Below are 24,180 nucleotides of genomic sequence, written 5' to 3'. Positions count from 1 at the left end.
CTCCCGCTCGGGGGAAGGGGGCCTAGCGTGTATACGACCTCTACTTCACCGGCACGGCGGTGACGACGAGGTTGTTGGTGTAGTGCCAACGACCGTCCTTGGTCACCTTGTCGGCGCAGGAGATGAGGACGAGGCGGTGCTGGCCGGCGGTGTTGAAGAGCCGGGCCGGGAGCTTCCCAGCTCGCGAGAAGCGTTCCACCTTGGTCACGCGGTACTTGACCTTCTTACCGTTGGCGTCAACGGTGATCACCTGGCCCTTGCGGGCCTTCTTGAGGCTCCACATGGCCCCGGGACGATCCTTCGCATCGGAGACATGTCCAGCCAGAACGGTGGTTCCGACCTTGTCGCCGATCGCTGCCGAGGCGTTGAGTTGGCCCACGGTCTGAACGTCGCCGGGGATGAGCATCCGACCCTTGCGGTGACCCGAGCCAGTCAGGGTGGCGTTGAGCTGGGTAGCCGGCATGGAGACAGTGTTGGGACGCATCCGTGCCAGTGTCTGGTCGGACGCGGCAACTCCGCTGAAGCCGGTGTCGACCTTCGAGATGTTGTACTGCTTCTTACGGACAAGAGTGGTCTCAACTGCGAGGCCGCACTTGTGGCTGGCCGCCTTGTTCTTCGAGTCAGCAGACGTCGATGCCACCCACGTGTAATACCCGGGTCGTGTGACCTTGATCTTGGAGGTGCGCACGCTGCCGTTGCGAGGGGTGAAGCTGACGCTTGCGACCTTGTTCGCCGGGGTGCAGGACTTGCTGGTGACCTTGGTAAGGGGACCGAACAGAGTGGCGGTACCCCGCGAGCCGTGACCGGCCTTGAAGCCGGTGAGCTTCACGGTGTCGTGCAGTTTGGCGCCAGGACGAGCGACCTTGTGGGACGCCTTCGTCGTCAGTTTCGGCTGGCTCTTGGTGCTGTTGTCGAGGCCCTGCTTGATGGTGAAGCCGATACGCGCGGAGACCGGCGCCCCGGCGTCGTGGCGGAACCGTGCGAAGACCTGGCAGTCCGACCCGCTCTGGGCCCACTGCAGATGGTCGGACGAAACTGCTGCTGCGGTGGCCTCCAAGCCATAGGAGCCAGCCTTGGACGGCGTGAGGCACAGCTTCACCGTCGTGTTCTGGGTCGGGTCCGTCCCGCTGACGGTGAGCTGGTTGCCGTTCAGGGCGGCCGGTCCACCGCAGACTGTCAACGACCCTGCAGCGGTACCGGTGGCGTTCAGGGTGATGGGCTGGTTGTAGACATTGGTGTTCAGGGTGATCTCGCGCGGGGTGCCCACGACGACATCACCGGAAGAAGTCAGCAAGAGGTTCACCACCGCGGTCTCTGCCGTCATGGACAGGATCCGGTCCATCTCGGTCTGCGGGAGGTTCCTAGAACACATGGCCTGGAAGGTCGCGTTCGTGAGGTCCGGGTCGGACACGCACCAGATGAGGTTCTGCAGTGCGAACCGATTTGCGCTACTGGTCTGGTCTGCTCGGGTTGTTGCGGGCTCGCCGGGAGAACGATCGTAGGGGTGACCGTTCTGCAGGAGCCAACCGATGATCCGCTCCTGGGTCTTGTCCAAGCGCGAGTTCTTGGGCAGATCACTCATCTCGCCCTTCGGGGTCGCACCCTCGCTGAGGGTGCCTCCGGGGCCAAGATCGCCGCACACCTTCGACCGAACGTCAGTGCAGAACATCCACACGGACTTGGGGCCTTGTGTCTCGGGGTCGTAGTACGTGCCACAGAGGGCGGGGTACGCACCATCGGCACCACCGAAGGTGTCGTAGAGGGGGACCACGTTGCCCTTGTTGTACGACACCAGACGTGCACCGAAAACTCGGGTCAGGTCCGTCTCGCCGTGGTGGTCTCCAGGGTTGACCTGTTTCGGGTCCTGGCTGGTGGTGCCGGCACACACTGGTGCACGGAACTCGGTGACGGGCGCAGGGGGAACGTCGCCTGCCTGCGCCGGAGTTGCGGTCGCCAGCCCGGCAAGCAGGAGGGCGGATACCCCTGCGAACACACCGAGCGCTCTGGGAAGCCTACGGGATCTTGGGAGTCTCATCTTGTGCCTCATCGTTTCGGTTGCTGACGGGGGTCGGAGCAAGCCCGAGCGGCTCTCACCCTGATGAGACGGGAAGCAATGTGACGGATGACGCGAGTCTGACGGCAAACTTTCGCTGGACAGTTCCACCTGGGCTGATGGTGGCTGGTCGCGCCGGCCGGCAAGCACCTCGGGTAGCCAGAGAAGGCCCCCACCGAGGCGGGGGCCTAGGGGGAGTGTGGAGGGTCCATAATGCCGTGAGAGCTGAGGAGACCCCCATGCCCGACCCCGTAGACCAGGCCCCCCCGATCCTTGCAGGTATGACCCCCATCGCCACCGACGCCCCGATGACCGCCGCCGAGTTCCGCACCATGCGCGAACAGTTGGGTTTCTCGCGCGCCGAGATGGCCCGATTTCACAACGTCTCCTCGCAGACCATCGAGAACTGGGAGCGTGTGAAGGGTAAGAACAACTACCCAGTTCCTGCAGGCGTCACCGTCGCCATGATGCTTCTGTGGGACCAGCAGACATCCACTGTTGGCGAGCTCACCCGGCAGTTGAAGGACTCCACCAAGGCGACCCTGACCCTGCCAATCGGAAACCCGACCATGCCCGACGGGTACTGGCGTTCCATCGCTTGGCTGGTGATGCAGACCGTCCCTGGCGTGCGCGTCACCTACGCCGGCGACTGAGAGGTCGTGCCGAGGCGAGGCCTGGCGCTGCGCGAATGAGCGCGGCGAGCAGTGACGCGTTCTGCCCCTCACCCGGACGGGTGAGGGGCAGAACAATGCGCGAGAAGGGTCATTCGCCCTTGGGAGGGTGCACGTCCCGGAGCAGGCCTCGACCTGCCCGGTCCTCAACGGCATTCCACAGCAGGTTGAGCACGGCCACGACCCCGGCCACGCTGGCCGACACCGCCAGGTAGGCAAGCCCGTGCGCATCGGGGAAAGGGGTGGAGCCCTGGCCGTCGGCCCAGGCGGTGAGGGCGTGGAGCCAGCCCAGCAGGCCGGGGACCAGGAGGCCGAGGGTGGTGATGAGCCAGGTGCGGATGGCCCGGCGGACAGCGTCGCGGGCGAGGAAGCGGCGGAGGATCTTCATCGGGGTCGTCCCTTCGTTGTGCGGATGGTGCGGATCGAGTAGGTGGCGGTGATGGCGCGGTGGTCGGAGTGCAGCCGCAGGGGCAGTACCCGGGCGCTGCGGAGGCGGACGCGGGTGTCGTGGCGCCAGTTGGCGATGACGTCGACGCCAGGTGGCCGGGCCCAGCAGGGCTGGAGCGCCGTCTTCGGGAAGGGGCTGTGCGAGCGGGTGTTGACGTCACCGCCGAAGAACACGAGCCGGGTGCCCTTGGCGAACCGTCGGGCGTCGGTGGCCAGGGCCCGGGTGAGGCGCCGGTTCGCGGCCCGGGCGTCGTGCATCCTGCGGGGCAGGTAGTGGCTGGCCAGCACGGTGATGCGACCGGCGCCGGGGATGCTGAAGGAGGCACGGACGATGCCGCGGGGATTCAGGCCACGCCGCCCCGGGATCACCGGCTGCCAGGAGGCCTGCCACCGCCTCACGTATCGCTCGTTGATCGCGATCCAGGTGCCCTCACCACCTGGAGGGAGCCACAGCCGGTACCCAGCACCCCGGGCCTCATGGTGGAGCCGCTTGGGCAGAGCACCACTCCACGGGTGCGCCTCGGTGCCGGTCACCCACGCGGTGCCGGTGCGACGGGCCTCGGTGAAGATCCGGCGAGCGTCGCGGGCCTGCTGCCAGCCGGGGTCGCCTGCCCAGCGGCCTGGTCCTGGCCGCGGACGGCACCATCACCGGCACCCCGCAGAACGCCGCGTCGCACTCCTTCACGGTGCAGACCACCGGTGCCGCGGCCGCCACCAAGCGATTCACCGTGAGGGTGACCCCCTCGGTGCGCAAGCCGGGCGCACCCTACGGCTACGACCTGGTCAATGCGGTCAACGCCTCCTCGGGCAAGACCGTGGTGGATGCGACCGCACACCGGGGCTACGTGCTGCAGTACCGCGACGGTCTGGTGGACGTCTACGACACCACCACCGGTGAGCCGGTCGAGACCATCACCGGTCTGCCCGACTACGCCACCGGCATCGCGGTGGACTCCACCACCGGCAAGCTCTACGTCTCGGGTGGCAAGAAGGTGGCGGTGGTCGACACCCGCGGCACCGGCGCCGACCGGAACAAGGTCACCACGGTGGAGGTGCCCGGCAACGTCAACACCGGCTCGCTGCGGGCCCTGGCGGTCGACGAGCAGAGCCACACCGTCTACGTGGCCGACTTCTACGGCGGCAAGCTGCATGTCTACGACGGCGCGCTCGGCGCCACCCCCAGCACGTTGGCCATCAACGCCGACGCGACCCCCTCGGACCTGGCGATCGACCAGCGCCGCGGGCTGCTCTACGTGGTGGACACCAGCCTGATGACCGACAACCCGACCACCTACCTGCGCAAGTTCGACCTGCGGGCGAACAACGCCGCCAGCCTGGTGATGAGCAGCCGTGACGTCTACGTCTCGGGGTTGACCATCGACGAGGAGGCCAACAAGGTGTGGTTCTCCTCGACCAAGGACACCTCGGTGTGGCAGATCGACCCCACTCGTACGCCCACCTCTCCGGGCGGCAATGTCGTGACCAGCACCCTCAACTCGGGCTCGGCACCCAACGGCATCACCGTGGACCCGAGCACCGGCAAGCTGCTGGTGGCCGACACCAAGCTCAACAAGGTGTGGGCCGTCGACACCGCCAACCCGAACAACCGCGGCACCGCCCTGGAGGGGCCCGACCCGCTCACCTACGTGATCCGGGTGGCCGCCGACCCCAGCGCCGGCACCGTGCTGGGCGGTACCAACAAGGGGTCGGTCTTCCTGATGGCCGACCGGCCCCGGTTCACCACCGAGGAACTGCCGCTGGCCACCGCCGGTGCGGAGCTGAAGGCATCGGTCGCTCCCACGTCGCGGGCCGGCGACCGGGCACCGGCTGCCCGCTACAGCCTGGTCTCCGGTGAGCTGCCGGCCGGTGTCACCCTGAGCGCCGACGGGTCCCTGAGCGGCACCCCGACCGCCGAGGGACGTTTCGACTTCGTGGTCCAGTCCGACCGGGTGCTCGGGTCGCAGGAGAAGTTCGTCCTCGAGGTGGAGAAGGCCGCTCCGGCGGTCACCTCCCTCAGTGCCCCAGCCACCTCGGTGGTCTACGGCAAGGCGGCGACCGTCACCGTGCGGGTCGCACCCCAGGCGAACGGCACCCTGCGGGCCGTGGTCGGCTCCCGGACGATCACCGCTCCGGTCAGCAACGGCTCGGCCAGGATCGTGCTGCCGGCGGCCAGCCTGCAGCCCGGCACCCGCACCGTCGCGCTGGCCTTCACCGGTGCCGAAGGGTTCACCAACAGCAACGGGACCCTGCGGGTCACCGTGGCCAAGGCCAAGGGCAGCGTCAAGGTCACCGCGACCAAGAAGGTGAAGCGGGGCAAGGCCGTCACCGCCACCGTTCGGGTCACCGCGCCCGGCCTGGCCGCCGCCGCGGTCAACGGGAAGGTCACCATCCAGGTGGGGGCCACCAAGAAGAGCGCAGTGGTGAAGAAGGGCGTGGCCGTGGTGAAGCTGACGGTGAAGAAGAACCAGAAGCCCGGCACCGTCAAGGTGACCGCGACCTGGGCCGGCTCGGCCACCGTCTCGGGTGGCAAGGCCACCGCTGACGTGAAGGTCACCCGATGAGCCCGCGACGTTGTCGAGCAATGCGTTCCCGGTTGCTGGGAGCCGCTGCGGCCCTCGCCACCGGTACCGCCTCGATCGCCCTGCTGGCCGCCCCCGCCCACGCGGCCGGCACCGTGCAGATCTTCCCGGCCAACAGCCTGGGCCTGCCCGGCACCGTTCTCTCGGTGGGGTCGGAGCAGAAGTTCGAGCTGCGGGCCACCGGCCTGGAACCCAAGTTCCTGGTCGCGATCCGGTCCGGCTCGGCCACCGGGGTGGAGCTCAACGGCTTCATGGACACCGGCGACCGGGGGGAGATCCACCTGGACGGCGGCTCGGCCCCCGAGCACTACGAGAACGGCCACCGCGGCTCCTTCCACGTGGTCGACCAGTTCGAGAACACCTCGCTGGCCTCGGTGGAGTACACCGTCCAGCGGCTCCCGAAGGCCGAGGTCACCGCTCCGGTGGTGGCCGGGGCTGAGGCCACCGTGCTGCTCAGCGGCAACGTGGGCACGGCTCCCACCTTCGACCGGGTCCAGATCGGCGCCCGGGTGTTGGGGGAGCCCACGGTGAAGCGCACCGCCGCCGGTCAGCAGGTCACCTTCACGGTGCCGGGCGACGTGGCACCGGGTCGGGCCACCGTGGCCCTGGTCCAGTCGACACCGTGGCAGCGCGTGGTCGACGTGCCCGTCACCGTGGCGTCCGCGCCGGTGGTGGCGCCGCGATTGAGCGCGACTGCGGTGAAGGTCGAGTTCGGTCGAGCCACCTCGGTCCCGGTCCGGGTGGCCGGAGCCGACGCCGGCACCGTGCGGGCCCAGGTGGCCGGGAAGGTGTACAGCGCACCGGTGACAGCGGGTCGGGCGAGCGTGAAGGTCCCGGCCAGGAGCCTGCCGGTGGGCACCCACCGCGTCTCCCTGGTGCTGGCAGCTCCCGGCGCCGGTGAGGTGCACGCCGCCACCTCGGTCCAGGTGCGGAAGGCGGGGTCCCGGGTCCGGGTGAGCGCTCCACGCACCGCCCGCCCGGGCAAGAAGGTCACGCTGCGGATCAAGGTGACGCCGAGTGTGGCCGGGGTGCCGGTCGCCGGCACGGTCCGGGTGAATGCCTGGGGCCGGATCCAGCAGGTGCGGGTGAAGGGCGGCGCCGGAACGGTCGTTGTGAAGGTTCCCGCCAAGGCCACGGGCAAGGCCACCCTCACCGTCCGCTGGCTCGGCTCGGCCAGCGTGACGTCCAGCTCTGTCAAGCAGGTGGTGCAGGTCAAGCGGCGCTGAGCGCCGCACCGACGTACCGACGTACGAGTGGGGCATCCGCAGGACGGGTGCCCCACTCGTCGTGGGTGAAGAAATGTGAGCAAGCCCACGAATCCGCTTGCATGTGACCATGTGGTCACATAGAGTTCTTCCCATGCTCGCTGATTTCTGGAACTCCCTGCCTGACGGGGTGAAGCAACCGACAGTCCTGGCCATTCCGTTCTTCTTCGCCCTGATCACTCTCGAGGCGCTCGCCTCGTGGTTGTTGGAGGAGAAGGAGCCCGAGTCCGAGGCCAGCAAGAAGCTGCCTTCGGGGGAGTCGCAGCACGCGATCGGCTCCTACTTCCGCAAGGACGCCGTCACCTCGATGTCGATGGGACTCGTGTCCCTCCTCTTCTCGGGTCTGTTGAAGCTGGTCTTCTTCGGCGCCTACATCGCTCTCTACGCCATCTCGCCCTGGCAGATCCCGGCGAACAGTTGGTGGGGCTGGGTGGTGGCCATCGTGGTCGTCGACTTCGTCTACTACTGGGCCCACCGGATCAGCCACCGGGTGCGTCTGGTGTGGGCCACCCACCAGGTGCACCACTCGAGTGAGTACTTCAACTTCTCCACTGCGCTGCGCCAGAAGTGGAACGGTTCGCTGCACTACCTGCTGTGGCTGGGGCTGGCGTTCCTCGGATTCCACCCGGCAATGATCTTCACCGCCTACGGCGTCAACCTGGTCTTCCAGTTCGTGGTGCACACCGAGCGAGTCCACAAGATGTGGCGGCCGGTCGAGTTCATCATGAACACCCCGAGCCACCACCGGGTCCACCACGGGAGCGATGCGCTCTACCTGGACCGCAACTACGCGGGCATCTTCATCATCTGGGACCGCATGTTCGGCTCCTTCCAGGAGGAGATCAACCGGCCGCTGTACGGGCTCACCAAGCCGGTGAACACCTACAACATGGTGAAGCTGCAGACCCACGAGTACGTCGCCATCGCCCGCGACGTGAAGCAGGCGGGCACACTGCGCGAGAAGCTCGGCTATGTCTTCGGTCCGCCCGGCTGGACCCCCGAGGAGGGAGCGCCGGTGCACGTCGGCACCATCAAGGTCACCCCCGAGATGCGCAAGCAGGCGTCGTGGAAGAAGGAGGACGTGGATGTCGTCGCCTGAAATCCCGGTCGGCGGAGGATCGGTCCGCGACCTGGGCCCGCTGGGTCGGCTCACCGTGACGGTGGTGCTGGTGATCTCGGCGCTGCTCTTCGGCTACATCGCGGTGAATGCGATCTTCAACCCGAATGCCGCCCACAACGCGGGCTGGCTGGAGCTGAACGCGCACTCGCAGAACGAGTTCATCGCCAACTACGGCGGCATGCACGTGGCCTTCTCCGCGATCAGCATTGCCGGGCTCTTCCGCGACTCGCTCAAGCCGGTGGCACTGTGGATGCTGGGCCTGGTCTGCGGCGGGCTGTTGGCGGGCCGACTGTGGAGCCTGGTCGTGGACGGCAACCCCGGAGGGTTCGCGATCGCGCTGATCATCCTTGAGGCGGTGGCGGCGGGCTTCGCCTTCGGGTTGCTCTGGGCCATGAAGCGGGCCAGCAGCAGCCGCGCGTCCGGTGCCCGCAGCGAGGTCGGCGCCCACTAGGCTCGGTGCGTGGCCGAGAACACTGCTTTCGACTCGCTCTACGCCCATGGCTTCGCCCGGGTTGCTGCCGTCACCCTTCCGGTGGCGATCGCCGACCCGGTGACCAACGCCAGCAGGATCGTCGCCGCTGCCCGGCAGGCCCACGCCCGCGGGGTGGCGGTCGCGGTCTTCCCGGAGCTCGCGCTGACCGGCTACGCGATCGACGACCTGCTGTTGCAGGACGCGTTGTTGGAGACGGTGCATGCCCAGATCCGACGGATCGCGGCCGACTCCGAAGGGCTCACCCCCGTCCTGGTCTTCGGTGCCCCGATCCGACACCGGAACCGACTCTTCAACTGCGCGGTGGTGGTCAAGGACGGTGAGGTGCTGGGCGTCGCGCCCAAGACCTACCTGCCGAACTACCGGGAGTTCTACGAGAAGCGTCACTTCGCTTCGGGGGTCGGCCTGGAGGGGGAGTACCTGACCCTGCCCGGGCTGCGCCGCGCCCAGCAGGACCAGGCGAGCGCCGGGCCCGACGGATTCGAGGACGACTTCGAGGATGAGTTGGCCGACGAGATCGAGGTGCCGTTCGGTCCCGACCTGATCTTCCGCGCCACCGACCTGCCCGACCTGGCCCTGCACGTGGAGATCTGCGAGGACATGTGGGTGCCGGTGCCGCCCTCGGCGCGGGCCTCGCTGGCCGGAGCCACGCTGCTGGTGAACCTGTCCGGATCGCCGATCACCATCGGCCGGGCCGAGGACCGGCGTCAGCTGGTCGCCTCGGCCAGCGCCCGCTGCCTGGCCGGCTACGTCTACGCGGCCGCCGGGCAGGGGGAGTCGACCACCGACCTGGCCTGGGACGGCCAGACGATGATCTACGAACTGGGCACCCTGCTTGCCGAGGGAGAACGGTTCGCCGCTCCGCACGGTGAACGCCCCACCCTGACGGTGGCCGACGTGGACCTGGGCCGGATCACCCAGGAGCGGTTGCGTCAGGGCAGCTTCGACGACAACGCCCGTGCCCTGGAGATCGGGGACGGTGAGTTCACCGAGATCTCCTTCGAACTCGAGCCGCCCACCGATGACCTGGGGTTGCTCCGCAAGGTGGACCGGTTCCCGTTCGTGCCCGATGACCCGGCCCGGCTGGCCCAGGACTGCTACGAGGCCTACCACATCCAGGTCGCTGGCCTGGAGCAGCGGTTGCGGGCCATCGGCACCCCCAAGGCGGTGATCGGGGTCAGCGGCGGGCTCGACTCCACGCACGCCCTGATCGTGGCCTGCAAGGCGATGGATCGGCTCGGTCGGCCGCGTTCGGACGTGTTGGCCTTCACCATGCCGGGCTTCGCCACCGGGGAGACGTCGAAGGGCTACGCCACCCGACTCTCGCAGTTGCTGGGCGTGACCTTCGCCGAGCTCGACATCCGGCCCACCGCCACCCAGATGCTCAAGGACATGGGGCACCCGTTCGGTGACGGCGAGCCGGTCTACGACGTGACCTTCGAGAACGTCCAGGCCGGGCTGCGCTACGACTACCTGTTCCGGCTGGCCAACCAGCGCGGCGGGATCGTGGTCGGTACCGGTGACCTCTCCGAGCTCGCCCTGGGCTGGTGCACCTACGGGGTGGGCGACCAGATGTCGCACTACGGCGTCAATGCCGGTGTGCCCAAGACCCTGGTCCAGCACCTGATCCGGTGGGTGGCCGACCACGGTGAACTCGACGCCGATCCCGAGGCCGAGGTCAACGGGCTGCTGCGCGAGATCCTGGCCCAGGAGATCACCCCTGAGTTGATCCCGGACACCGAAGGCGTCAAGCCGCAGGCCACTCAGGACACCGTCGGCCCCTACAACCTGCAGGACTTCACCCTCTTCCACCTGGTCCGGCACGGGGTGCGGCCGCAGAAGATCGCCTTCCTGGCCTCACACGCCTGGCGTGATGCCGCGGCGGGGGAGTGGCCGCCCGGGTTCCCCACCGAGAGCCGGGTCGCCTACTCCCGGGCCGAGATCAAGCACTGGCTGGGGGTCTTCATCAAGCGCTTCTTCGCCAACCAGTTCAAGCGGTCCGCACTGCCGAACGGGCCGAAGGTGAGCTCCGGCGGCACGATGAGTCCACGCGGCGACTGGCGGATGCCCTCCGATGCCCGCCCCGACGCCTGGTTGGCGGACCTGGCCGCCGTGCCCGAGGAGTGAGCCGGCTGAGTCCGCTGCTCGGCTGACGCCGCGGGACGTCATACCTTTCGTGGCCACCAGGCCACGAAAGGTATGACGTCCCGGGGGCGGAGCCCAGGAGTGACCCGCCCCGAGGAGTGAGCAGAGGGCCCACCTAGGCTGGGGCCATGCCCCAACTCCGTTCTGCCACCTCCACCTCGGGTCGGAACATGGCCGGTGCCCGCGCGCTGTGGCGCGCCACCGGAATGACCGACTCCGACTTCGGCAAGCCGATCATCGCCATCGCCAACTCGTTCACCGAGTTCGTCCCCGGTCACGTACACCTGCGGGACCTGGGCAAGATCGTGGCCGAGGAGATCAAGGCGGCCGGCGGGGTGGCCAAGGAGTTCAACACCATCGCCGTCGACGACGGGATCGCGATGGGCCACGGCGGCATGCTCTACTCGCTGCCCAGCCGTGAACTGATCGCCGACGCCGTGGAGTACATGGTGCAGGCGCACTGTGCCGACGCCATCGTCTGCATCTCCAACTGCGACAAGATCACCCCCGGCATGCTGCTGGCCGCGCTGCGCCTCAACATCCCGGTGGTCTTCGTCTCCGGCGGCCCGATGGAGGCCGGCAAGACCACCGCCATCGAGGGCATCGTGCACTCCAAGCTCGACCTGGTCGACGCCATGGTCGCCGCGGCCAATGACACGGTCACCGACGAGCAGTTGGACGTCATCGAGCGCTCCGCCTGCCCCACCTGTGGTTCCTGCTCGGGCATGTTCACCGCCAACTCGATGAACTGCCTCACCGAGGCGATGGGCCTGGCGCTGCCCGGCAACGGCTCCACCCTGGCCACCCACGCCAAGCGCCGCGCGCTCTTCGAGGAGGCCGGTCGGGTCGTCGTCGAACTCGCCAAGCGGTACTACGAGAACGACGACGAGTCGGTGCTGCCGCGCAACATCGCCAACCGCGCTGCCTTCGAGAACGCGGTCGCCCTGGACGTCGCGATGGGCGGCTCCACCAACACCGTGCTGCACCTGCTGGCGGCGGCCCGTGAGGCCGAGCTGGACTTCTCGGTCGATGACATCGACGAGATCTCGCGTCGGGTGCCGTGCCTGTCGAAGGTCGCGCCGAACTCCCCGAAGTACCACATGGAGGACGTGCACCGGGCCGGCGGAATTCCTGCCCTGTTGGGCGAGCTGAACCGCGGCGGGCTGCTGAACACCGACGTGGCCTCGATCCACTCCGCCTCGGTCACCGAGTGGTTGGCCAACTGGGACATCCGTGCCGAGAACCCCTCGGCCCAGGCGCTCGACCTCTTCAAGGCAGCTCCGGGCGGGGTCCGCACCACCGAGGCCTTCTCCACCTCCAACGAGTGGGGCAGCCTGGACACCGACGCGGCCGAGGGCTGCATCCGCGACGTCGAGCACGCCTACACCGTGGACGGCGGCCTGGCGATCCTGAAGGGCAACCTGGCCGCCGACGGCTGCGTGGTGAAGACCGCAGGCGTCCCCGAGGCAGTCTGGAACTTCACCGGCACCGCCAAGGTCTTCGAGTCCCAGGACGCCGCTGTCGAGGGGATTCTGGGTGGCCAGGTGGAGGCCGGCAACGTCGTGGTGATCCGCTACGAGGGCCCGAAGGGTGGCCCCGGCATGCAGGAGATGCTCTACCCGACCGCCTTTCTCAAGGGCCGCGGGCTGGGACAGAAGTGCGCCCTGATCACTGATGGCCGGTTCTCCGGTGGGACCTCGGGTCTGAGCATCGGGCACATCTCGCCCGAGGCGGCCGGCGGCGGTCTGATCGCACTGGTCGAGGACGGTGACCCGATCACCATCGACATCCCGAACCGCCGCATCAACCTGGACGTGGCCAACGACGTGCTGGACGAGCGTCGCATCTCCCAGGAGAAGCGGGACAAGCCCTACACGCCCCTCAACCGGGACCGGGTGGTTTCGGCGGCACTGCGGGCCTACGCCTCGATGGCCACCGCGGCCAGCGACGGCGCCTACCGCCGCGTGCCCGAATGAGCCGGGGCTGAGCTGGGCTGACCGGGCTGACACAGGTGACAAGGTCACTCAGCGGCGGATCTCGACGCTGATCAGCGTGGCCTTGAACTTGACCTGCTTCTTGCCCTTCTGCAGGCGCAGGCGGGCGGTGTCGCGGCCCTTGCCGCCGTTGATGCTGGTGCCCTTCTTGGCGAGCATCACCGCGGTGACCTTGTCGTTGCCCTCGTAGAGGCGGGCGGTGAGGAGCTGGGCGCGGGCGGTGAGTTGGTCGGCCCTGGAGGTGCCGGTGAAGGTGAGGGCGCCGCGGGTGCGCAGGGTCCAGTCGGTGACCCGCCTGACGGTGCCCAGGTTCTTGAATCCGTTCGTGCCGCTGACGGCGACGGTTCCCTTGCTGGCGTTGATCTTGACCGCGGACCGCGAGGAGCCGAGGTCGCGGAAGTAGCGGACGTCCGCTCCGGTGCTGGCGGTGATTGGGCCGTGGGTTGCCTTCCCCTGCACCTCCACGTCACCCCTGCCAGCGCCCAGGTTGATCCGGTGCGTGCTGTTCCCAGCGATCCTGAGGTTGTCCCAGCCCGGTCCAGCAGTCACGGTCCCACCGCCGCCATTGAGGATGAACCCACCGAGATTGTCGCCACGCCCGTTCTCGGTCGCGGTCCGCCGGTAGCGGTTGGATCGACCTGGGTCCTGGCCGGCGAACTCCTGGCCGATCCGATAGGTCCCTCGGCCCAGAGGCAGTGAGCGGCCGGGATCGACGCCCTCGACGATGGTCGTGCTGGAATCATGCGCGGTGATGGTGTCGTTGCCGGGGCCCCCGTTGAGACTGACCTCGTATCCCCTCGGCAAATCGCTGATCGTGTCGTCGCCCCGACTCCCGAGAACTGCGACCTCCACCACCGTCTCGTCCCCACCTCCGTCGCCTTCGGCGAAATGAAGGACGTCATTGCCGTGACCCGTGGCCGTGCCGGCTGCCAGATTGACCGTGACACCGGGAGAACCGGGCGTGGCCGGGGCATCGGCGAAACTGATGGTGTCCATGCGTTCGATGCCGCCGATGCCCTCACTGTCCTGCCCGGGTTCCAGACGGTCATTGCCGGGTCCGCCGATCAGCAGGTCGCCGGCCGAGCTCTCCTCGCAGAGGCCATCGGAGCAGAATTCACTACCGGTGCCGTCCCAACCGCCGATCAGACGGTCGTTGCCGGCCCCGCCGGTCAGCTTGTCGGCGCCGCTGGAACCATCGAGCAGATCGTCGCCGGGCCCACCGTCGAGGTCGTCGTTCCAGCCATCATCAGAGCTCCGCCCGTCGTCCCCCAGGCCACCGCAGATGGTGTCGTTCCCGTCAAGACCCTTGACGATGTCGGAGCCGTAGCCGGCCACGATGACGTCATCACCGGCTGTGCCGGTGATGACGTCGTCCTTGGCGGTGCCGACGATGGTGGCGGGCTTGCCGTGGCAGGTCGGGGTGGCCGACTGCGCGGCGGGAGCGGTGACGGCCAGGACCAGTGCGGGTGCCAGTGCGGGTGCCAGTGCGGGTGCCAGCACCGGGATCACCAACCCCAGTCCGGTGACGGCAGCGATGCGGGCGCGTGCGTGCTGGCGGGCGGTGCGGTGCGGTGTGCGGATCGTCATGGCTTCCCCCGGAATGAGCTCAGTGGCGCGGTCCCAGCACCGCGTTCATGGTCACTACGAACCGGGAGGGTGATCGGTTGCGTCAGGTTGCGTCAGGGGAAGGATCGGTGAACCGTGGCGTCAGCGGCGGATCTCGATGCTGATCAGCTTGGCCTTGAACTTCACCAGTTGTGCGCCTCGTTGGTGACGGAGTTGCACGGTGTCGCGCCCCTTGCCGCCGTCCACGCGGGTACCGGTACGGGTGCGGACCCGGGCAGTGATGGTGTCGTTCCCGGCCCGGAGGCGGGCGTTGATGCGCTTCGCGATCACCCACAGGTTGTCGGCCCTGGCCGTTCCGGTGAAGGTGAGTGCCCCCTGGGTCAGCAGGTCCCAGGACCTGACGCCCCTGACCGTCCCCAGATTCCTTCCAGCAACGCGCACCGAGCCGGTGGCGGCATTGACCTTCACCGCGGACTTCGAGGTGCCGAGGTCCCGGGAGTAGGCGAGGACGGTACCCGGGGTGGCAGTGACCGGTCGGTGGACGGCCTTTCCGTGCACGAGGAGGAAGGCCTTGCCCGCTCCGAAGGAGATGGAGTGCTTGCTGGTACCTCCGAGCACTCGGACGGCGTCCTGTCCGAGGCCTCCGATGACCCGACCTCCGCCGCCGTTCAGCCAGAACTCGGTGGTGCCAGGTGAGGTGCTGCGGTAGACGTTGGCCGACCCGGGACCCTGGCCGGCGAACTCCTGCCCGACCCGGTAGGTGCCGGACCCCAGGGATTCGGGTCGGCCGGGCGCGACGCCCTCCTGGACGGTGGTTCCGCCACCGGCGGCGGTGACCCTGTCGTTGCCGGGCCCCCCGACAAGGGTGACGTTCGAGGTCGGGTGATTCGCGGTGCTGGGCGGCGAGACGAAATCCTTGAGCGTGTCGTCGCCCCGCGTGCCCACCACGGCCAGGACCACGCCGTGCCGCGCGGCAGCAGCAGGGTCCTCCACGCCCGGTGCGGCCAGGAAGATGGTGTCGTTGCCGTGCCCGGTCGCCGTGCCGCGGGTCAGGTCAACGGTGACGCCCTGGGTTCCCGGGGACGCTGGTGCATCGGCGAAACTGATGGTGTCGGCGCGCGCCCAGCCATCGGACTCGTTGTGGGCCATGCCTGGCTCGAGCCGGTCGTCTCCCGGGCCACCGATCAGGAGGTCGCCGATGCTCGGGTGATGACACACCGGTCTGGGCCACTCACATTCGGGGTTCCGGTCCCGTCACCTCCGGCAATCAGCCGGTCGTTCCCTGGCCCACCCACCAGCTTGTCCGCGCCCGGCTGGTCGGAGTCGCTGTCGAGCAGGTCATTGCCCGGGCCGCCGTCGATCTCCACGCCCGCGGCGCCGCCGGCGTCGTGGAGAGCCCGGTCCCGGCGCTCGAGGTTGAGGTCGTTCTCTGTGATCGGGGGCAGCTTGGCCATCGGCCCTGCGCCCGCGCGGTCGTAGGGCGCGACGATCTGCTTCACGCGACTGAGGCTCAGGCCGGCCGCAGTCGAGACGTCGGCGAGCTTGTGGTGTCGGCGGGCAGCGACGATCGCCTGATCGCGGGTGTGCTGCGCCCGCTCCAGGCTGGCGGCCGTCGCCTGCACGTGCTGCAAGTAGTCCGGCGCCCGCTCCTGCTCGAGCTGACGGTTTCGCGCGAAGATTCCCATGGACCGAGTGTGCAAGAGCGGGGGGCAGTCCGCAAGCCTAAACGGCTAGTTTTCTAGCCGTGCTGACATAATGTGGATTATCGGCGTTCAACACATCTGGCGGTGGCAATGCTCCCGAGGCGTAGCTCAGGGGCGACGGGCCACGACGAGGTGCCGGCTCGAGTGCGCCACCACGGTCTGCCCCTGACATAGCCGAGCATCCAGCCGGCGCAGCGTGGCCTCATGGCGCTCGACCGTGAAGTCCGGGACCCACCAGACGCAGTTGCGCAGGATCCACACGATCGCCCCGATGTCGAAGAACTCCCGTGTCGCACAAGGGTCCGAGGAACTGCTCGATGAGCTCGAAGGCCGACTCCGGCCCACGCTGGGCCAGGTAGCAGCCGTGCTGCCGCAGGACGCGGGCGATCTCGGACCACTGCGGACGCGCACCGGGTGACGTGAGACGGCACCACGCGGCCCCAACCGATCACGCGCCCGGAGCGCATTGGGTGGCCCGGCCTCGGTGAGGACCATGCGCGAAGGAGGTCGCCGGCCTCGTCGATCACCTCTTCCCCGCCGGTGTCGATGTCGAGGGCCGAGTCCGACGCGGCGAGTGCAGCCTCGAGCAATCTGACATAATTCTACGTCGGGCCTCCTCGGTCGCCCGGCCGTCGAGCCAGTCGAACCCCCATCCCGTGACGTCAGCGGCAACTGCTTCGGCGACCGGGTCGTCGAAGGAATGCACCGGGGAAATCAGTAGCCGTCGGGCGTGAAGTCGACCTGCGTCGGCGGGGCCAGCGCCTCCTTGGAGACCTTGCGTCGCGCCGCCGTGAAGAGGTTCATGACGGCCTCCGGGTCGTGGGTCCGACCCTGACTGATGGCCGTGAGGATGCCGGCAGCTTCGGCCTCCATCGTGCGTCCGTGGCTGCGGGCCACCTCGCTCAGACGCGTCTCGACGTCGGAGCCGAGGTCGTGGATCTCGGGTGTCATCTGGATCACATCCCTTCCTCGACCACGGTACCGCTGCCCCTCCTGCCCGTCACGCACGACACCGCGCAACCGACGGCAGGGGCGTCACGGGTGTCAGGCAGCGTCCACGTCGAAGACCGACCAGCAGATGTCGTTGCGCCGCGCCATGTCCTCGAGCACCAGATCGCGGACAGCGTCGGGGAGTCGCTGGCGCTGCCACGCGCACTCGGCCAGCCGGGTCTCCTCTCCCCCACCCCGGGGCGCGTCGGCCACGACCGCCTTGATCGCATAGGCGGCGGCCCCGAGGTCGTGCTCGGCGACATGGCCGACGCAGGCCGCCTGCCCGGCGGCGTAGGCGGCGCCACGCGCGGCCCCCGTGAGCGGTCGCGCCGCCCCCATGGCATGGCCTCCGAGTGCCCGCGCGGTCATCATCGGCATCTCGCCCCTCGCCCAGGCCCTGGCTGCCTCGATCGCCTCACGTGGCCGGTGGTCCTTGGGCGCCACGTCCTCGAAGAGCGGCAGGACGTGCTCGGCGCAGTCGGCGGCCCAGCGCGCGAGCAGCTGGTGGTTGTCGTCCGTGAGGGTCCCGCCACGACGGACCGTGATCATCCGCGGGTCACGGACCGGGGGCAGGATCACTGCTCGACCAGCCCTTCCTCACGAAGGGTGGCGAGCGCCGCGCGCACGTCGGCGCGACTCCCTTCGTCGAGAGGCAGGACGGGTCGAGGCAGGCAGGGGTGGGCCACGGCCCCGAGCTCCTCGGCGAGCGCGGCGACGACCCGATAGCTGCCGTGGGCACCGAAGAGCCGCCACAGCGGATCAAGCTGCACCGAGATCCGCTGGGCCTCCTGCGCGTCACCGGCGGACGTCGCATCGACGATCGCGCGGCAGGGCCCCGGCAGCGTGCCAGCGAGGACGCTGAACCAGGCGTCGCAACCCGCGACCAGCGCATCTGCAGCCACGGCGTCGCCACTGATGCCGATGGTCACCCCGGGCGCGATCGCGGAACGAAGGGAGCCCACCCTCGCCCTGACCACGTCCACTCCCCCGGTGACGGGCGGGATCTTGATCGCCTCGACGTGCGGCAACCGGCTGATCCGGGCGTGCAGCTCGTCGCTGAAGCTCACGTGGGTCGTGCCGGGGTTGTCGTAGACGACGACGGGCACCGAGACGGCCGCCGAGACGTCGGCGAAGAGCGTGAGGACCTCGTCGTCGGTCAGGGCCTGATAGGTGACCGGCGCGAGCAGCAGCGCGGCGGCACCGGCGGCCTGCGCGTCGTCGGCGTGGCGCAGCACCTCGCGCGTGCGCACATGACCGATGCCTGCGAGGACGGGGACGTCACCGGCCGAAGCCACCGCGAGCTCGACGACCCGGCGCCGCTCGTCACGGTCGAGGTAGGCGTAGCTGCCGGTCGAGCCCAGCGCCGTGATGCTGTCGACGCCCGCCGTGGCGAGGTGCTCGACGATCCGGGCGAATGCCCGCTCGTCGACGGCGTCGTCGGCGATGGGTGTGAGTGGGAAGGCGCTGAGCCCGGTGAGGAGGCGGGACGTGGTCATGTCCCCAGTCCACCATCGGGATCCACCCACTGCGACAGCACGGCCCGGATGGCCGGGCTGTCGTGGGCGCTGACCCGCCACGCCGCGCGCACCTCTCGGGTCGGTGCGGTGGCCAGCTGGCGGACGACGACGCCGTCGGGGACCTCGGGCCTCGCCAGCCGAGGGACGAGGGCCAGGACGTTGCTGGAGGCGACGAGCGCCAGCTGGGTCGAGAAGTCGTCGGCGACGTGCCGCACGTCCGGCTCGCGCCCGCTGGCGGCGAAGAGCCGACGGAACCACTGGTGGCACACGGTCCCGGGAGGACTCGTCACCCACGAGTGGGCGGCGAGATCCGTCTCCTCGACCGACGCGGACGCCTCGGCGAGCGGATGCCCGGCCGGCACGGCGAGGTCGCCGCGATCGGTGTGCACGACGGACTGTCGGACACTCGCCGGCGCTGCCGTCGGCACCCCGTCGGCGTCGTGGACGAAGGCCAGGTCGACGGACCCCACGTCGACGGCGGAGAGCGCCTCGAGCGGGTCGAGCTCGATGATGTCGACCCGCAGGTCCGGGTGGTGCCGGCCGAGGTCGACGAGCGCCGGGGCGAGGAGCCCGCGGATCGCCGTGGAGAAGGCCCCGATGCGCAGCAGACCGGTGGGGCGTCCACCCGCGACGGATCGCGCGGCGCTCGAGGCCACCTCGAGCGCCGCAAAGACGTCTCCGGAGGCATCGACGAGCGCGCGGCCGGCAGGGGTGAGGACCACGCCCCGCCCCGCCGGGGCCAGCAGCGGCGTGCCGAGCTCGCGCTCGAGCCGCTTGACCTGCTGCGAGACCGCCGAGGGCGTGTAGCCGAGCTCGGCGGCCGCGCGGGCGAGGGTGCCGCGACCGGCGATGCTGGTCAGGGAGCGCAGGGCCGCGAGATCGATCATGAAGCGATGCTAATGAGTCCGGCCAATGAACCATCGCTGGACCGGCGGTGTCCTCGGGCACCACGGTGGACGCCATGAGCACTGAGCCCACCCTCGGACAGCACCTCGTCGCCATGGTCACCCCGATGACGCCGGATGGTCGCGTCAGCCGGACCGACGTCGAGCGCCTCGTGGACCACCTCGTCGACGGCGGCTGCGACGGCATCGTCGTCGCCGGCACGACGGGAGAGGCGCCCACGCTGACGCGCGAGGAGGTGTCCGCACTCATCGCGACGGTCGCCTCGAGGACGAAGGGAGCCGCGCGCGTCATCGCCGGGGTGGGCAACAACGTGACCGCCGACAGCATCGCGGCCGCACGCGAGGCGGCCGCGGCCGGAGCCGACGGGCTGCTGCTCGTCACTCCCTACTACTCCAGACCCTCCCAGGCGGGGCTGGTCGAGCACTGCACCGCGGTCGCCGGGGCCACCGACGTGCCGGTGCTGCTCTACGACGTGCCGGTCCGGACCGGGACCGCCCTCACGCCGGCATCCCTCGCCCGGCTCGCCGAGCTGCCGACCGTCGTCGGGATCAAGGACGCGAAGGGGGATCTCGTCGAGTCGATGACCCTCGCCAGAGCGACCGGACTCGACCACTACTGCGGGTCGGACGAGCTGAACCTGCCCCATCTCGCCGCAGGTGCGGTGGGCCTCGTCTCGGTCGTGGCCAACCTCGCGCCCCGGCTCACGGGCCGACTGATCGACGCCGTCCGGGCAGGACGACTCGACGAGGCGCGCTCGATCAACGCCGAGCTGATGCCGCTGGCCCTCGGCCTCATGCGACCGGGGCCGGGCGCGGCGACGGCCAAGGCCGCGTTGACGGCGGCCGGCATCATCTCGTCGGCAGCGGTCCGCCTGCCAATGGTCGAGGAGCCGCTGCCCCACGCCGTGAAAATCTGGCTGAGCGCAAGCCATTCCCCGGCCGCGTGAGCCCAGGCAGAGCTCTCGGTCACCCACGCAGGTCGACGACGGTGAGGCCGGTGACTGCTGCGATGCGCTCGAAGTCGGCGTCGCGATGGGCCACCGGGAGGCCGACCCGCAGCGCCGCGGCAGCGATGAGGCAATCGTTGAGCGACCGGACGGGATGCCCGTCCGAGCGGCAGGCGTGGAAGACGTCAACCGCACCTCGATGGTCGAGCGGCGGCTCCAGGCGCACCCAACTCTGGCTGAGGAGCAACCGCTCGAGCCGCGCGGTCGACGCCCCGACGCGAGCCCCCGCGAGCAGCTCCATGAGCACGGGCTCGGTGGTGTGCAGGTCGCCGCCGAGGTGCTCTCGCACATAGCGGGTGGACGGCGAGTCGGTGCCGCGCAGGTACTCGATCCACACGGAGGTGTCGACGAGCGTCACACCGGCTCCACCGGGTCGGACCTCACCTGGTCGAGGTCGCCGTCCCAGCCACTGCCCTCCATCGCGAGCATCTCCTCGCGCGTCATGACCGGCCCCACGAGACGACGCAGGGCGAAGTCGACCGCCTCACGCTTGGTCGCGAGCCCATAGCGACGCATGGCCTCGGCGATGAGGTCGTCGTCGATCTCGATGTTGGTGCGCCCCATACACCAAGGATACACCTCGATCATCGGCGGTCCCGGACGAGCCGTCTGACCTCGACCTCGTAGCGGCTGGCCGCCCCGGCCGGGGTCCGGAAGAAGCGGCGCCGCAGGCTCCCTTCGACCCGGACGCGATCACCGTCGGCCAGCCGCCGCGCGGCCCGACGGGTGCCGGCGGTCCAGCAGGCCAGGTCGATCGTGTCGACCGGCTCGCCCTCTCCCCGCGCGACGACGACCCGCCACGTCACCAGCTCGTCCCCGCTCGGCAGCTCGCGGATGCTCGCCTCACCACTCAGCCGCCCGGTCAGCGCGACCTCGTTGGTCTCCTCGATCGCCTCGGTCGTCGACCCGCTCATGGCACTCCCCTCGTCGTGTGTCCGTCCACCGTGGCCCAGCGAGCGGCCGACCGAGGTGTCGCACCCGGACCTGTGGACGGGCACCGACGTGCGTCGTCGTGTGGGGACGAGCGCAGGTCACGAAGGGATGACGACGACAACCACCTGGCGTGCCCAGACGTCTGACGAGGCATGGAGATCACACGCCGTACCGTCCTCGGCGCGGGGGCCGCGCTCCCCCTCGTCGCCGCTCAGGGAGCGTCGGCCGGACCGAGCCCCGGTGACTGGGCCGACCTGTCTGCCGCCCTGCGCGGGAGCGTGTCCCTGCCGGGCACCTCGGCCTACCGCAGCCGAGCCCCGCTCTTCGACCCGCACTGGGACTACCGGCGTCCAGCCGCCGTGGCCCGGGTGCTGTCCACCCGCGACGTCGCCACCTGCGTGGGCTTCGCCCGTGACCACGGGCTGCGGGTCACCGGCCGCTCCGGGGGCCACTCCTACGTCGGTGCATCGGCCACGACCGGCGCCCTCGTCGTCGACACCCGCAGCCTCCGGTCGGTCGACCTCACACCGGGCCGGACCCAGACGACCGTCGGGGCGGGCGCCGGCCTCTACTCCGTCCACGAGGCCCTTGCCGCACAAGGGCGCTCGATCCCCACCGGCACCTGCCCCACGGTCGGCACCGCCGGGCTCACCCTGGCCGGCGGACTCGGCGTCGACAGCCGGCGCTACGGCCTGACCGCGGACCGCCTCGTCCGTGCCACCGTCGTCGACGGCCGCGGTCGGATCCGCACCGTCGACGCCTCCCACGACGCGGACCTCTACTGGGCGCTGCGCGGAGGCGGCTCCGGCGCGGCCCTCGTCACGTCCTTCACCTACCGGACCATCCCGGCGACGTCGATGGGCTTCTTCTCGCTGAGCTTCCCCGCGTCGTCGGCCGCCACCGTGGTGCGCCGGTGGGCGGAGTGGGTCGCCGAGCAGCCGAGCGACACCTGGGCCAATGCACACGTCGACACCGCCGGGTCGTCGCTGTCCGTGCGGGTCTTCGGCGTCTGCCCCGCCGGACGGCAGGACTCCCGGGCGCTCTCCCTTCGCCGCGCCATCGGCATCACCCCCACCCGCACGAGCACGACGTCACGTGCCCACCTCGACGCCATCCGCTACCTCGGCGGCGGGTCGACGACGCCCCGCACCCGCTTCGTCGCCGGCGCCGACATCGTGCGGGTCATGACGAGCGGCACAGCCGAGGCCGTCGTCTCCGCCATGCGATCGGCAGCCTCTCGGGGCCTGGCTGCCTCGGCGATCCTCGACCCGCTCGACGGCGCGGTGGGCTCCCCGTGGGCGACGGCCACGCCCTTCCCGTGGCGCAACCACACCGCCAGCGTCCAGTGGTACGTCGGCCTGCCCACGAGCGCCACGTCGACCCACTACAGCCGCGCCCGCTCGTGGATCGCCCACGCCCACGACCTCATGGGAGCACGCAGCTCGGGTGGCTACCTGGGCTATCTCGAGGCCGGCCGGCCCCAGCGGGAGTACCTCTCCGGCAACGCGACCCGGCACACGCAGGTCCGCGCCACCTACGACCCGGACGGCACGATCCTCTGACGCCCGATTTCGTCGTGGCACTCCCCCGCAGGTAAGTTGCAAGCGGCGAAGGGGAGTATCCCGACACGCCACGATCGTCACTACGGGGCCTCGGCTCCCGGTCGTGGAGGCGCGCACAGCGCGGGAGAGACGTTCGCGGAGTTGTCCGCCGTCCCCCACCCCGAAGGGTTCTTCCGTGTCCGCCTACCAGATCTTCGAGATCGCCTCGCTGACGGTGCTCAGCGCGATCCTGATCCTCGACCTGCTCCTGGTCATCAAGCGTCCCCACGTGCCGTCGATGAAGGAGTCGAGCGCCTGGGTCGCCGTCTACGTCTCACTCGCCCTGGTCTTCGCCGGCGTGCTCTTCGCCATGGGCGACACCCAACGCTCCGGCGAGTTCCTCACCGGTTGGCTGCTGGAGTACTCGCTCTCGATCGACAACCTCTTCGTCTTCATCATCCTGCTGGGCAGCTTCGCGGTGCCGCACGCGCTCCAGCAGCGGGTGCTGATGATCGGCATCCTCATCGCCATCGTCCTGCGGGGCATCTTCATCCTCGTCGGCGTGCAGGTCATCGAGTCCTTCGCCTGGGTCTTCTACCTCTTCGGCGCCTACCTCGTGTACGTCGCCTGGAAGCAGGCCTTCGGCCACGACGACGAAGGGGGCGCCCCCGACAACCTCGTCATCCGCACCCTCAAGCGCCGCCTGAACTTCACCGACGAGTGGCACGGGTCCAAGGCCGTCGTGCGCAAGGACGGGGTGCGCTTCTTCACCCCCTTCGTCCTGGTGATCCTTGCGCTGGGCACCGCCGACCTCGTCTTCGCCATCGACTCGATCCCGGCGATCTTCTCGGTGACCACCGACCCCTTCCTGGTCTTCGCGTGCAACATCTTCGCGCTCATGGGTCTGCGCCAGCTGTACTTCCTCCTCGGCGGGCTGCTCGAGCGCCTCGTCTACCTCCACTACGGCATCGCCGCGATCCTCGGGTTCATCGGCGTCAAGCTCGTCCTGCACGCCATGGAGGCCAACGAGGTGAGCTGGATCAACGGCGGCGAGCCGATCACGTGGGTGCCGCACATCGAGACCTGGCACTCGCTCGTGGTCATCCTCGTGTCGATGGTCGTGGCCGTGGTCGCCTCGCTGTGGCGGATGCGCTCGCTCGACCGGACGGACGCCACGCAAGCGGACCTCCGCGACGACGACCACGAGAGGGTCGACGTCTGAGCGTCGCGGCTGATCTCCCGCACCGGTGGCCC

The 24,180-nt window shown here is 69.4% G+C and carries 24 protein-coding genes and 1 pseudogene; 11 read left to right on the top strand and 14 right to left on the bottom strand.

What is annotated here, in order from left to right; genetic code table 11:
* Nucleotides 1-40 precede the first annotated feature (40 nt).
* Nucleotides 41-1,993, bottom strand: coding sequence for a sortase domain-containing protein (locus B9B60_RS12860; RefSeq protein ID WP_143445578.1), 1,953 nt, complete (start codon nucleotides 1,991-1,993; stop codon nucleotides 41-43).
* Nucleotides 1,994-2,334: 341 nt separating this feature from the next.
* On the opposite strand from B9B60_RS12860, the gene B9B60_RS12855 reads away from it, so the two are divergent.
* The gene (locus B9B60_RS12855) at nucleotides 2,335-2,706 is read left to right on the top strand and encodes a helix-turn-helix domain-containing protein (protein ID WP_143445577.1); all 372 of its coding nucleotides are present in this window, start codon (nucleotides 2,335-2,337) and stop codon (nucleotides 2,704-2,706) included.
* 109 nt (nucleotides 2,707-2,815) lie between these two features.
* On the opposite strand, the gene B9B60_RS12850 is transcribed toward B9B60_RS12855, so the two are convergent.
* Both B9B60_RS12850 and B9B60_RS12845 read right to left on the bottom strand, forming a co-directional pair.
* Nucleotides 2,816-3,112, bottom strand: a complete 297-nt coding sequence (locus B9B60_RS12850) for a hypothetical protein (RefSeq protein WP_084451954.1) — start codon at nucleotides 3,110-3,112, stop codon at nucleotides 2,816-2,818.
* Nucleotides 3,109-3,570 carry an endonuclease/exonuclease/phosphatase family protein gene (locus B9B60_RS12845; protein ID WP_143445576.1) on the bottom strand — a complete coding sequence of 154 codons (462 nt, stop codon included), beginning with the start codon at nucleotides 3,568-3,570 and terminating at the stop codon, nucleotides 3,109-3,111. The genes B9B60_RS12850 and B9B60_RS12845 overlap by 4 nt, the downstream gene beginning before the upstream one ends.
* A 206-nt stretch (nucleotides 3,571-3,776) precedes the next feature.
* Between B9B60_RS12845 and B9B60_RS17860 the strand changes: the two are divergent.
* From B9B60_RS17860 to ilvD, 7 genes and pseudogenes are all read left to right on the top strand, one after another.
* Nucleotides 3,777-3,899, top strand: a pseudogene (locus B9B60_RS17860) (putative Ig domain-containing protein); the annotation flags it as partial.
* Nucleotides 3,900-5,732 (top strand): NHL repeat-containing protein, encoded by a 1,833-nt coding sequence (locus tag B9B60_RS12840; protein ID WP_143445575.1) that lies wholly within the window; start codon nucleotides 3,900-3,902, stop codon nucleotides 5,730-5,732.
* The gene (locus tag B9B60_RS12835) at nucleotides 5,729-6,976 is read left to right on the top strand and encodes a hypothetical protein (protein ID WP_143445574.1); all 1,248 of its coding nucleotides are present in this window, start codon (nucleotides 5,729-5,731) and stop codon (nucleotides 6,974-6,976) included. Before B9B60_RS12840 ends, B9B60_RS12835 begins: the two co-directional genes overlap by 4 nt.
* A gap of 133 nt (nucleotides 6,977-7,109) precedes the next feature.
* Nucleotides 7,110-8,114 carry a sterol desaturase family protein gene (locus B9B60_RS12830; protein WP_084451946.1) on the top strand — a complete coding sequence of 335 codons (1,005 nt, stop codon included), beginning with the start codon at nucleotides 7,110-7,112 and terminating at the stop codon, nucleotides 8,112-8,114.
* On the top strand, nucleotides 8,101-8,586 hold the full coding sequence (locus tag B9B60_RS12825; protein ID WP_159451208.1) for a DUF4345 family protein: 486 nt from the start codon (nucleotides 8,101-8,103) through the stop codon (nucleotides 8,584-8,586). Before B9B60_RS12830 ends, B9B60_RS12825 begins: the two co-directional genes overlap by 14 nt.
* Before the next feature lie 9 nt (nucleotides 8,587-8,595).
* Nucleotides 8,596-10,752, top strand: coding sequence for an NAD(+) synthase (locus B9B60_RS12820; RefSeq protein WP_084451943.1), 2,157 nt, complete (start codon nucleotides 8,596-8,598; stop codon nucleotides 10,750-10,752).
* 188 nt (nucleotides 10,753-10,940) lie between these two features.
* On the top strand, nucleotides 10,941-12,746 hold the full coding sequence (gene ilvD, locus B9B60_RS12815; protein WP_446027413.1) for a dihydroxy-acid dehydratase: 1,806 nt from the start codon (nucleotides 10,941-10,943) through the stop codon (nucleotides 12,744-12,746).
* 48 nt (nucleotides 12,747-12,794) lie between these two features.
* On the opposite strand, the gene B9B60_RS12810 is transcribed toward ilvD, so the two are convergent.
* The 8 genes from B9B60_RS12810 to B9B60_RS12775 form a co-directional block, all read right to left on the bottom strand.
* The gene (locus B9B60_RS12810) at nucleotides 12,795-14,351 is read right to left on the bottom strand and encodes a calcium-binding protein (protein WP_084451941.1); all 1,557 of its coding nucleotides are present in this window, start codon (nucleotides 14,349-14,351) and stop codon (nucleotides 12,795-12,797) included.
* 120 nt (nucleotides 14,352-14,471) lie between these two features.
* A complete protein-coding gene (locus B9B60_RS12805) occupies nucleotides 14,472-15,479 on the bottom strand; it encodes a hypothetical protein (RefSeq protein ID WP_084451940.1) in 1,008 nt (335 codons plus the stop codon).
* 35 nt (nucleotides 15,480-15,514) lie between these two features.
* The gene (locus B9B60_RS12800; RefSeq protein ID WP_084451939.1) at nucleotides 15,515-16,015 is read right to left on the bottom strand and encodes a hypothetical protein; all 501 of its coding nucleotides are present in this window, start codon (nucleotides 16,013-16,015) and stop codon (nucleotides 15,515-15,517) included.
* 126 nt (nucleotides 16,016-16,141) lie between these two features.
* Complete coding sequence (locus B9B60_RS17590) at nucleotides 16,142-16,294, bottom strand: hypothetical protein (RefSeq protein ID WP_234993868.1); 153 nt, start codon at nucleotides 16,292-16,294, stop codon at nucleotides 16,142-16,144.
* A gap of 453 nt (nucleotides 16,295-16,747) precedes the next feature.
* The gene (locus tag B9B60_RS12790) at nucleotides 16,748-16,993 is read right to left on the bottom strand and encodes a hypothetical protein (protein WP_084451938.1); all 246 of its coding nucleotides are present in this window, start codon (nucleotides 16,991-16,993) and stop codon (nucleotides 16,748-16,750) included.
* Nucleotides 16,994-17,077: 84 nt separating this feature from the next.
* Entirely contained in the window at nucleotides 17,078-17,602 is a 525-nt protein-coding gene (locus tag B9B60_RS12785; RefSeq protein ID WP_084451937.1) for a putative immunity protein, read from the bottom strand.
* On the bottom strand, nucleotides 17,599-18,519 hold the full coding sequence (locus tag B9B60_RS12780) for a dihydrodipicolinate synthase family protein (RefSeq protein WP_084451936.1): 921 nt from the start codon (nucleotides 18,517-18,519) through the stop codon (nucleotides 17,599-17,601). Before B9B60_RS12780 ends, B9B60_RS12785 begins: the two co-directional genes overlap by 4 nt.
* On the bottom strand, nucleotides 18,516-19,427 hold the full coding sequence (locus B9B60_RS12775; RefSeq protein ID WP_084451935.1) for a LysR family transcriptional regulator: 912 nt from the start codon (nucleotides 19,425-19,427) through the stop codon (nucleotides 18,516-18,518). The genes B9B60_RS12780 and B9B60_RS12775 overlap by 4 nt, the downstream gene beginning before the upstream one ends.
* A gap of 74 nt (nucleotides 19,428-19,501) precedes the next feature.
* Here B9B60_RS12775 and dapA point away from each other — a divergent pair, with 74 nt between their 5' ends.
* Nucleotides 19,502-20,392: a 4-hydroxy-tetrahydrodipicolinate synthase gene (gene dapA, locus B9B60_RS12770; RefSeq protein ID WP_084452107.1), complete on the top strand. Its 891-nt coding sequence runs from the start codon at nucleotides 19,502-19,504 to the stop codon at nucleotides 20,390-20,392.
* 19 nt (nucleotides 20,393-20,411) lie between these two features.
* On the opposite strand, the gene vapC is transcribed toward dapA, so the two are convergent.
* From vapC to B9B60_RS12755, 3 genes are read right to left on the bottom strand one after another with little or no spacing between them, the layout of a single operon-like run.
* Nucleotides 20,412-20,810: a type II toxin-antitoxin system VapC family toxin gene (vapC, locus tag B9B60_RS12765; protein ID WP_084451934.1), complete on the bottom strand. Its 399-nt coding sequence runs from the start codon at nucleotides 20,808-20,810 to the stop codon at nucleotides 20,412-20,414.
* Nucleotides 20,807-21,016, bottom strand: coding sequence for a type II toxin-antitoxin system VapB family antitoxin (locus tag B9B60_RS12760; RefSeq protein ID WP_094078827.1), 210 nt, complete (start codon nucleotides 21,014-21,016; stop codon nucleotides 20,807-20,809). Before B9B60_RS12760 ends, vapC begins: the two co-directional genes overlap by 4 nt.
* Before the next feature lie 20 nt (nucleotides 21,017-21,036).
* Nucleotides 21,037-21,366 (bottom strand): single-stranded DNA-binding protein, encoded by a 330-nt coding sequence (locus B9B60_RS12755; RefSeq protein ID WP_084451932.1) that lies wholly within the window; start codon nucleotides 21,364-21,366, stop codon nucleotides 21,037-21,039.
* Between the two features lie 171 nt (nucleotides 21,367-21,537).
* Here B9B60_RS12755 and B9B60_RS12750 point away from each other — a divergent pair, with 171 nt between their 5' ends.
* Nucleotides 21,538-22,947, top strand: a complete 1,410-nt coding sequence (locus B9B60_RS12750) for an FAD-binding oxidoreductase (RefSeq protein WP_084451930.1) — start codon at nucleotides 21,538-21,540, stop codon at nucleotides 22,945-22,947.
* A 175-nt stretch (nucleotides 22,948-23,122) separates the two neighbouring features.
* Complete coding sequence (locus B9B60_RS12745) at nucleotides 23,123-24,148, top strand: TerC/Alx family metal homeostasis membrane protein (protein ID WP_084451928.1); 1,026 nt, start codon at nucleotides 23,123-23,125, stop codon at nucleotides 24,146-24,148.
* Nucleotides 24,149-24,180: the final 32 nt, after the last annotated feature.

The sequence above is a fragment of the Janibacter indicus genome (assembly GCF_900176385.1).
Lineage (GTDB): Bacteria > Actinomycetota > Actinomycetes > Actinomycetales > Dermatophilaceae > Janibacter > Janibacter indicus.
Note: the sequence above shows the minus strand (reverse complement) of the source record. Positions and strands in the feature narration are given on the sequence as shown.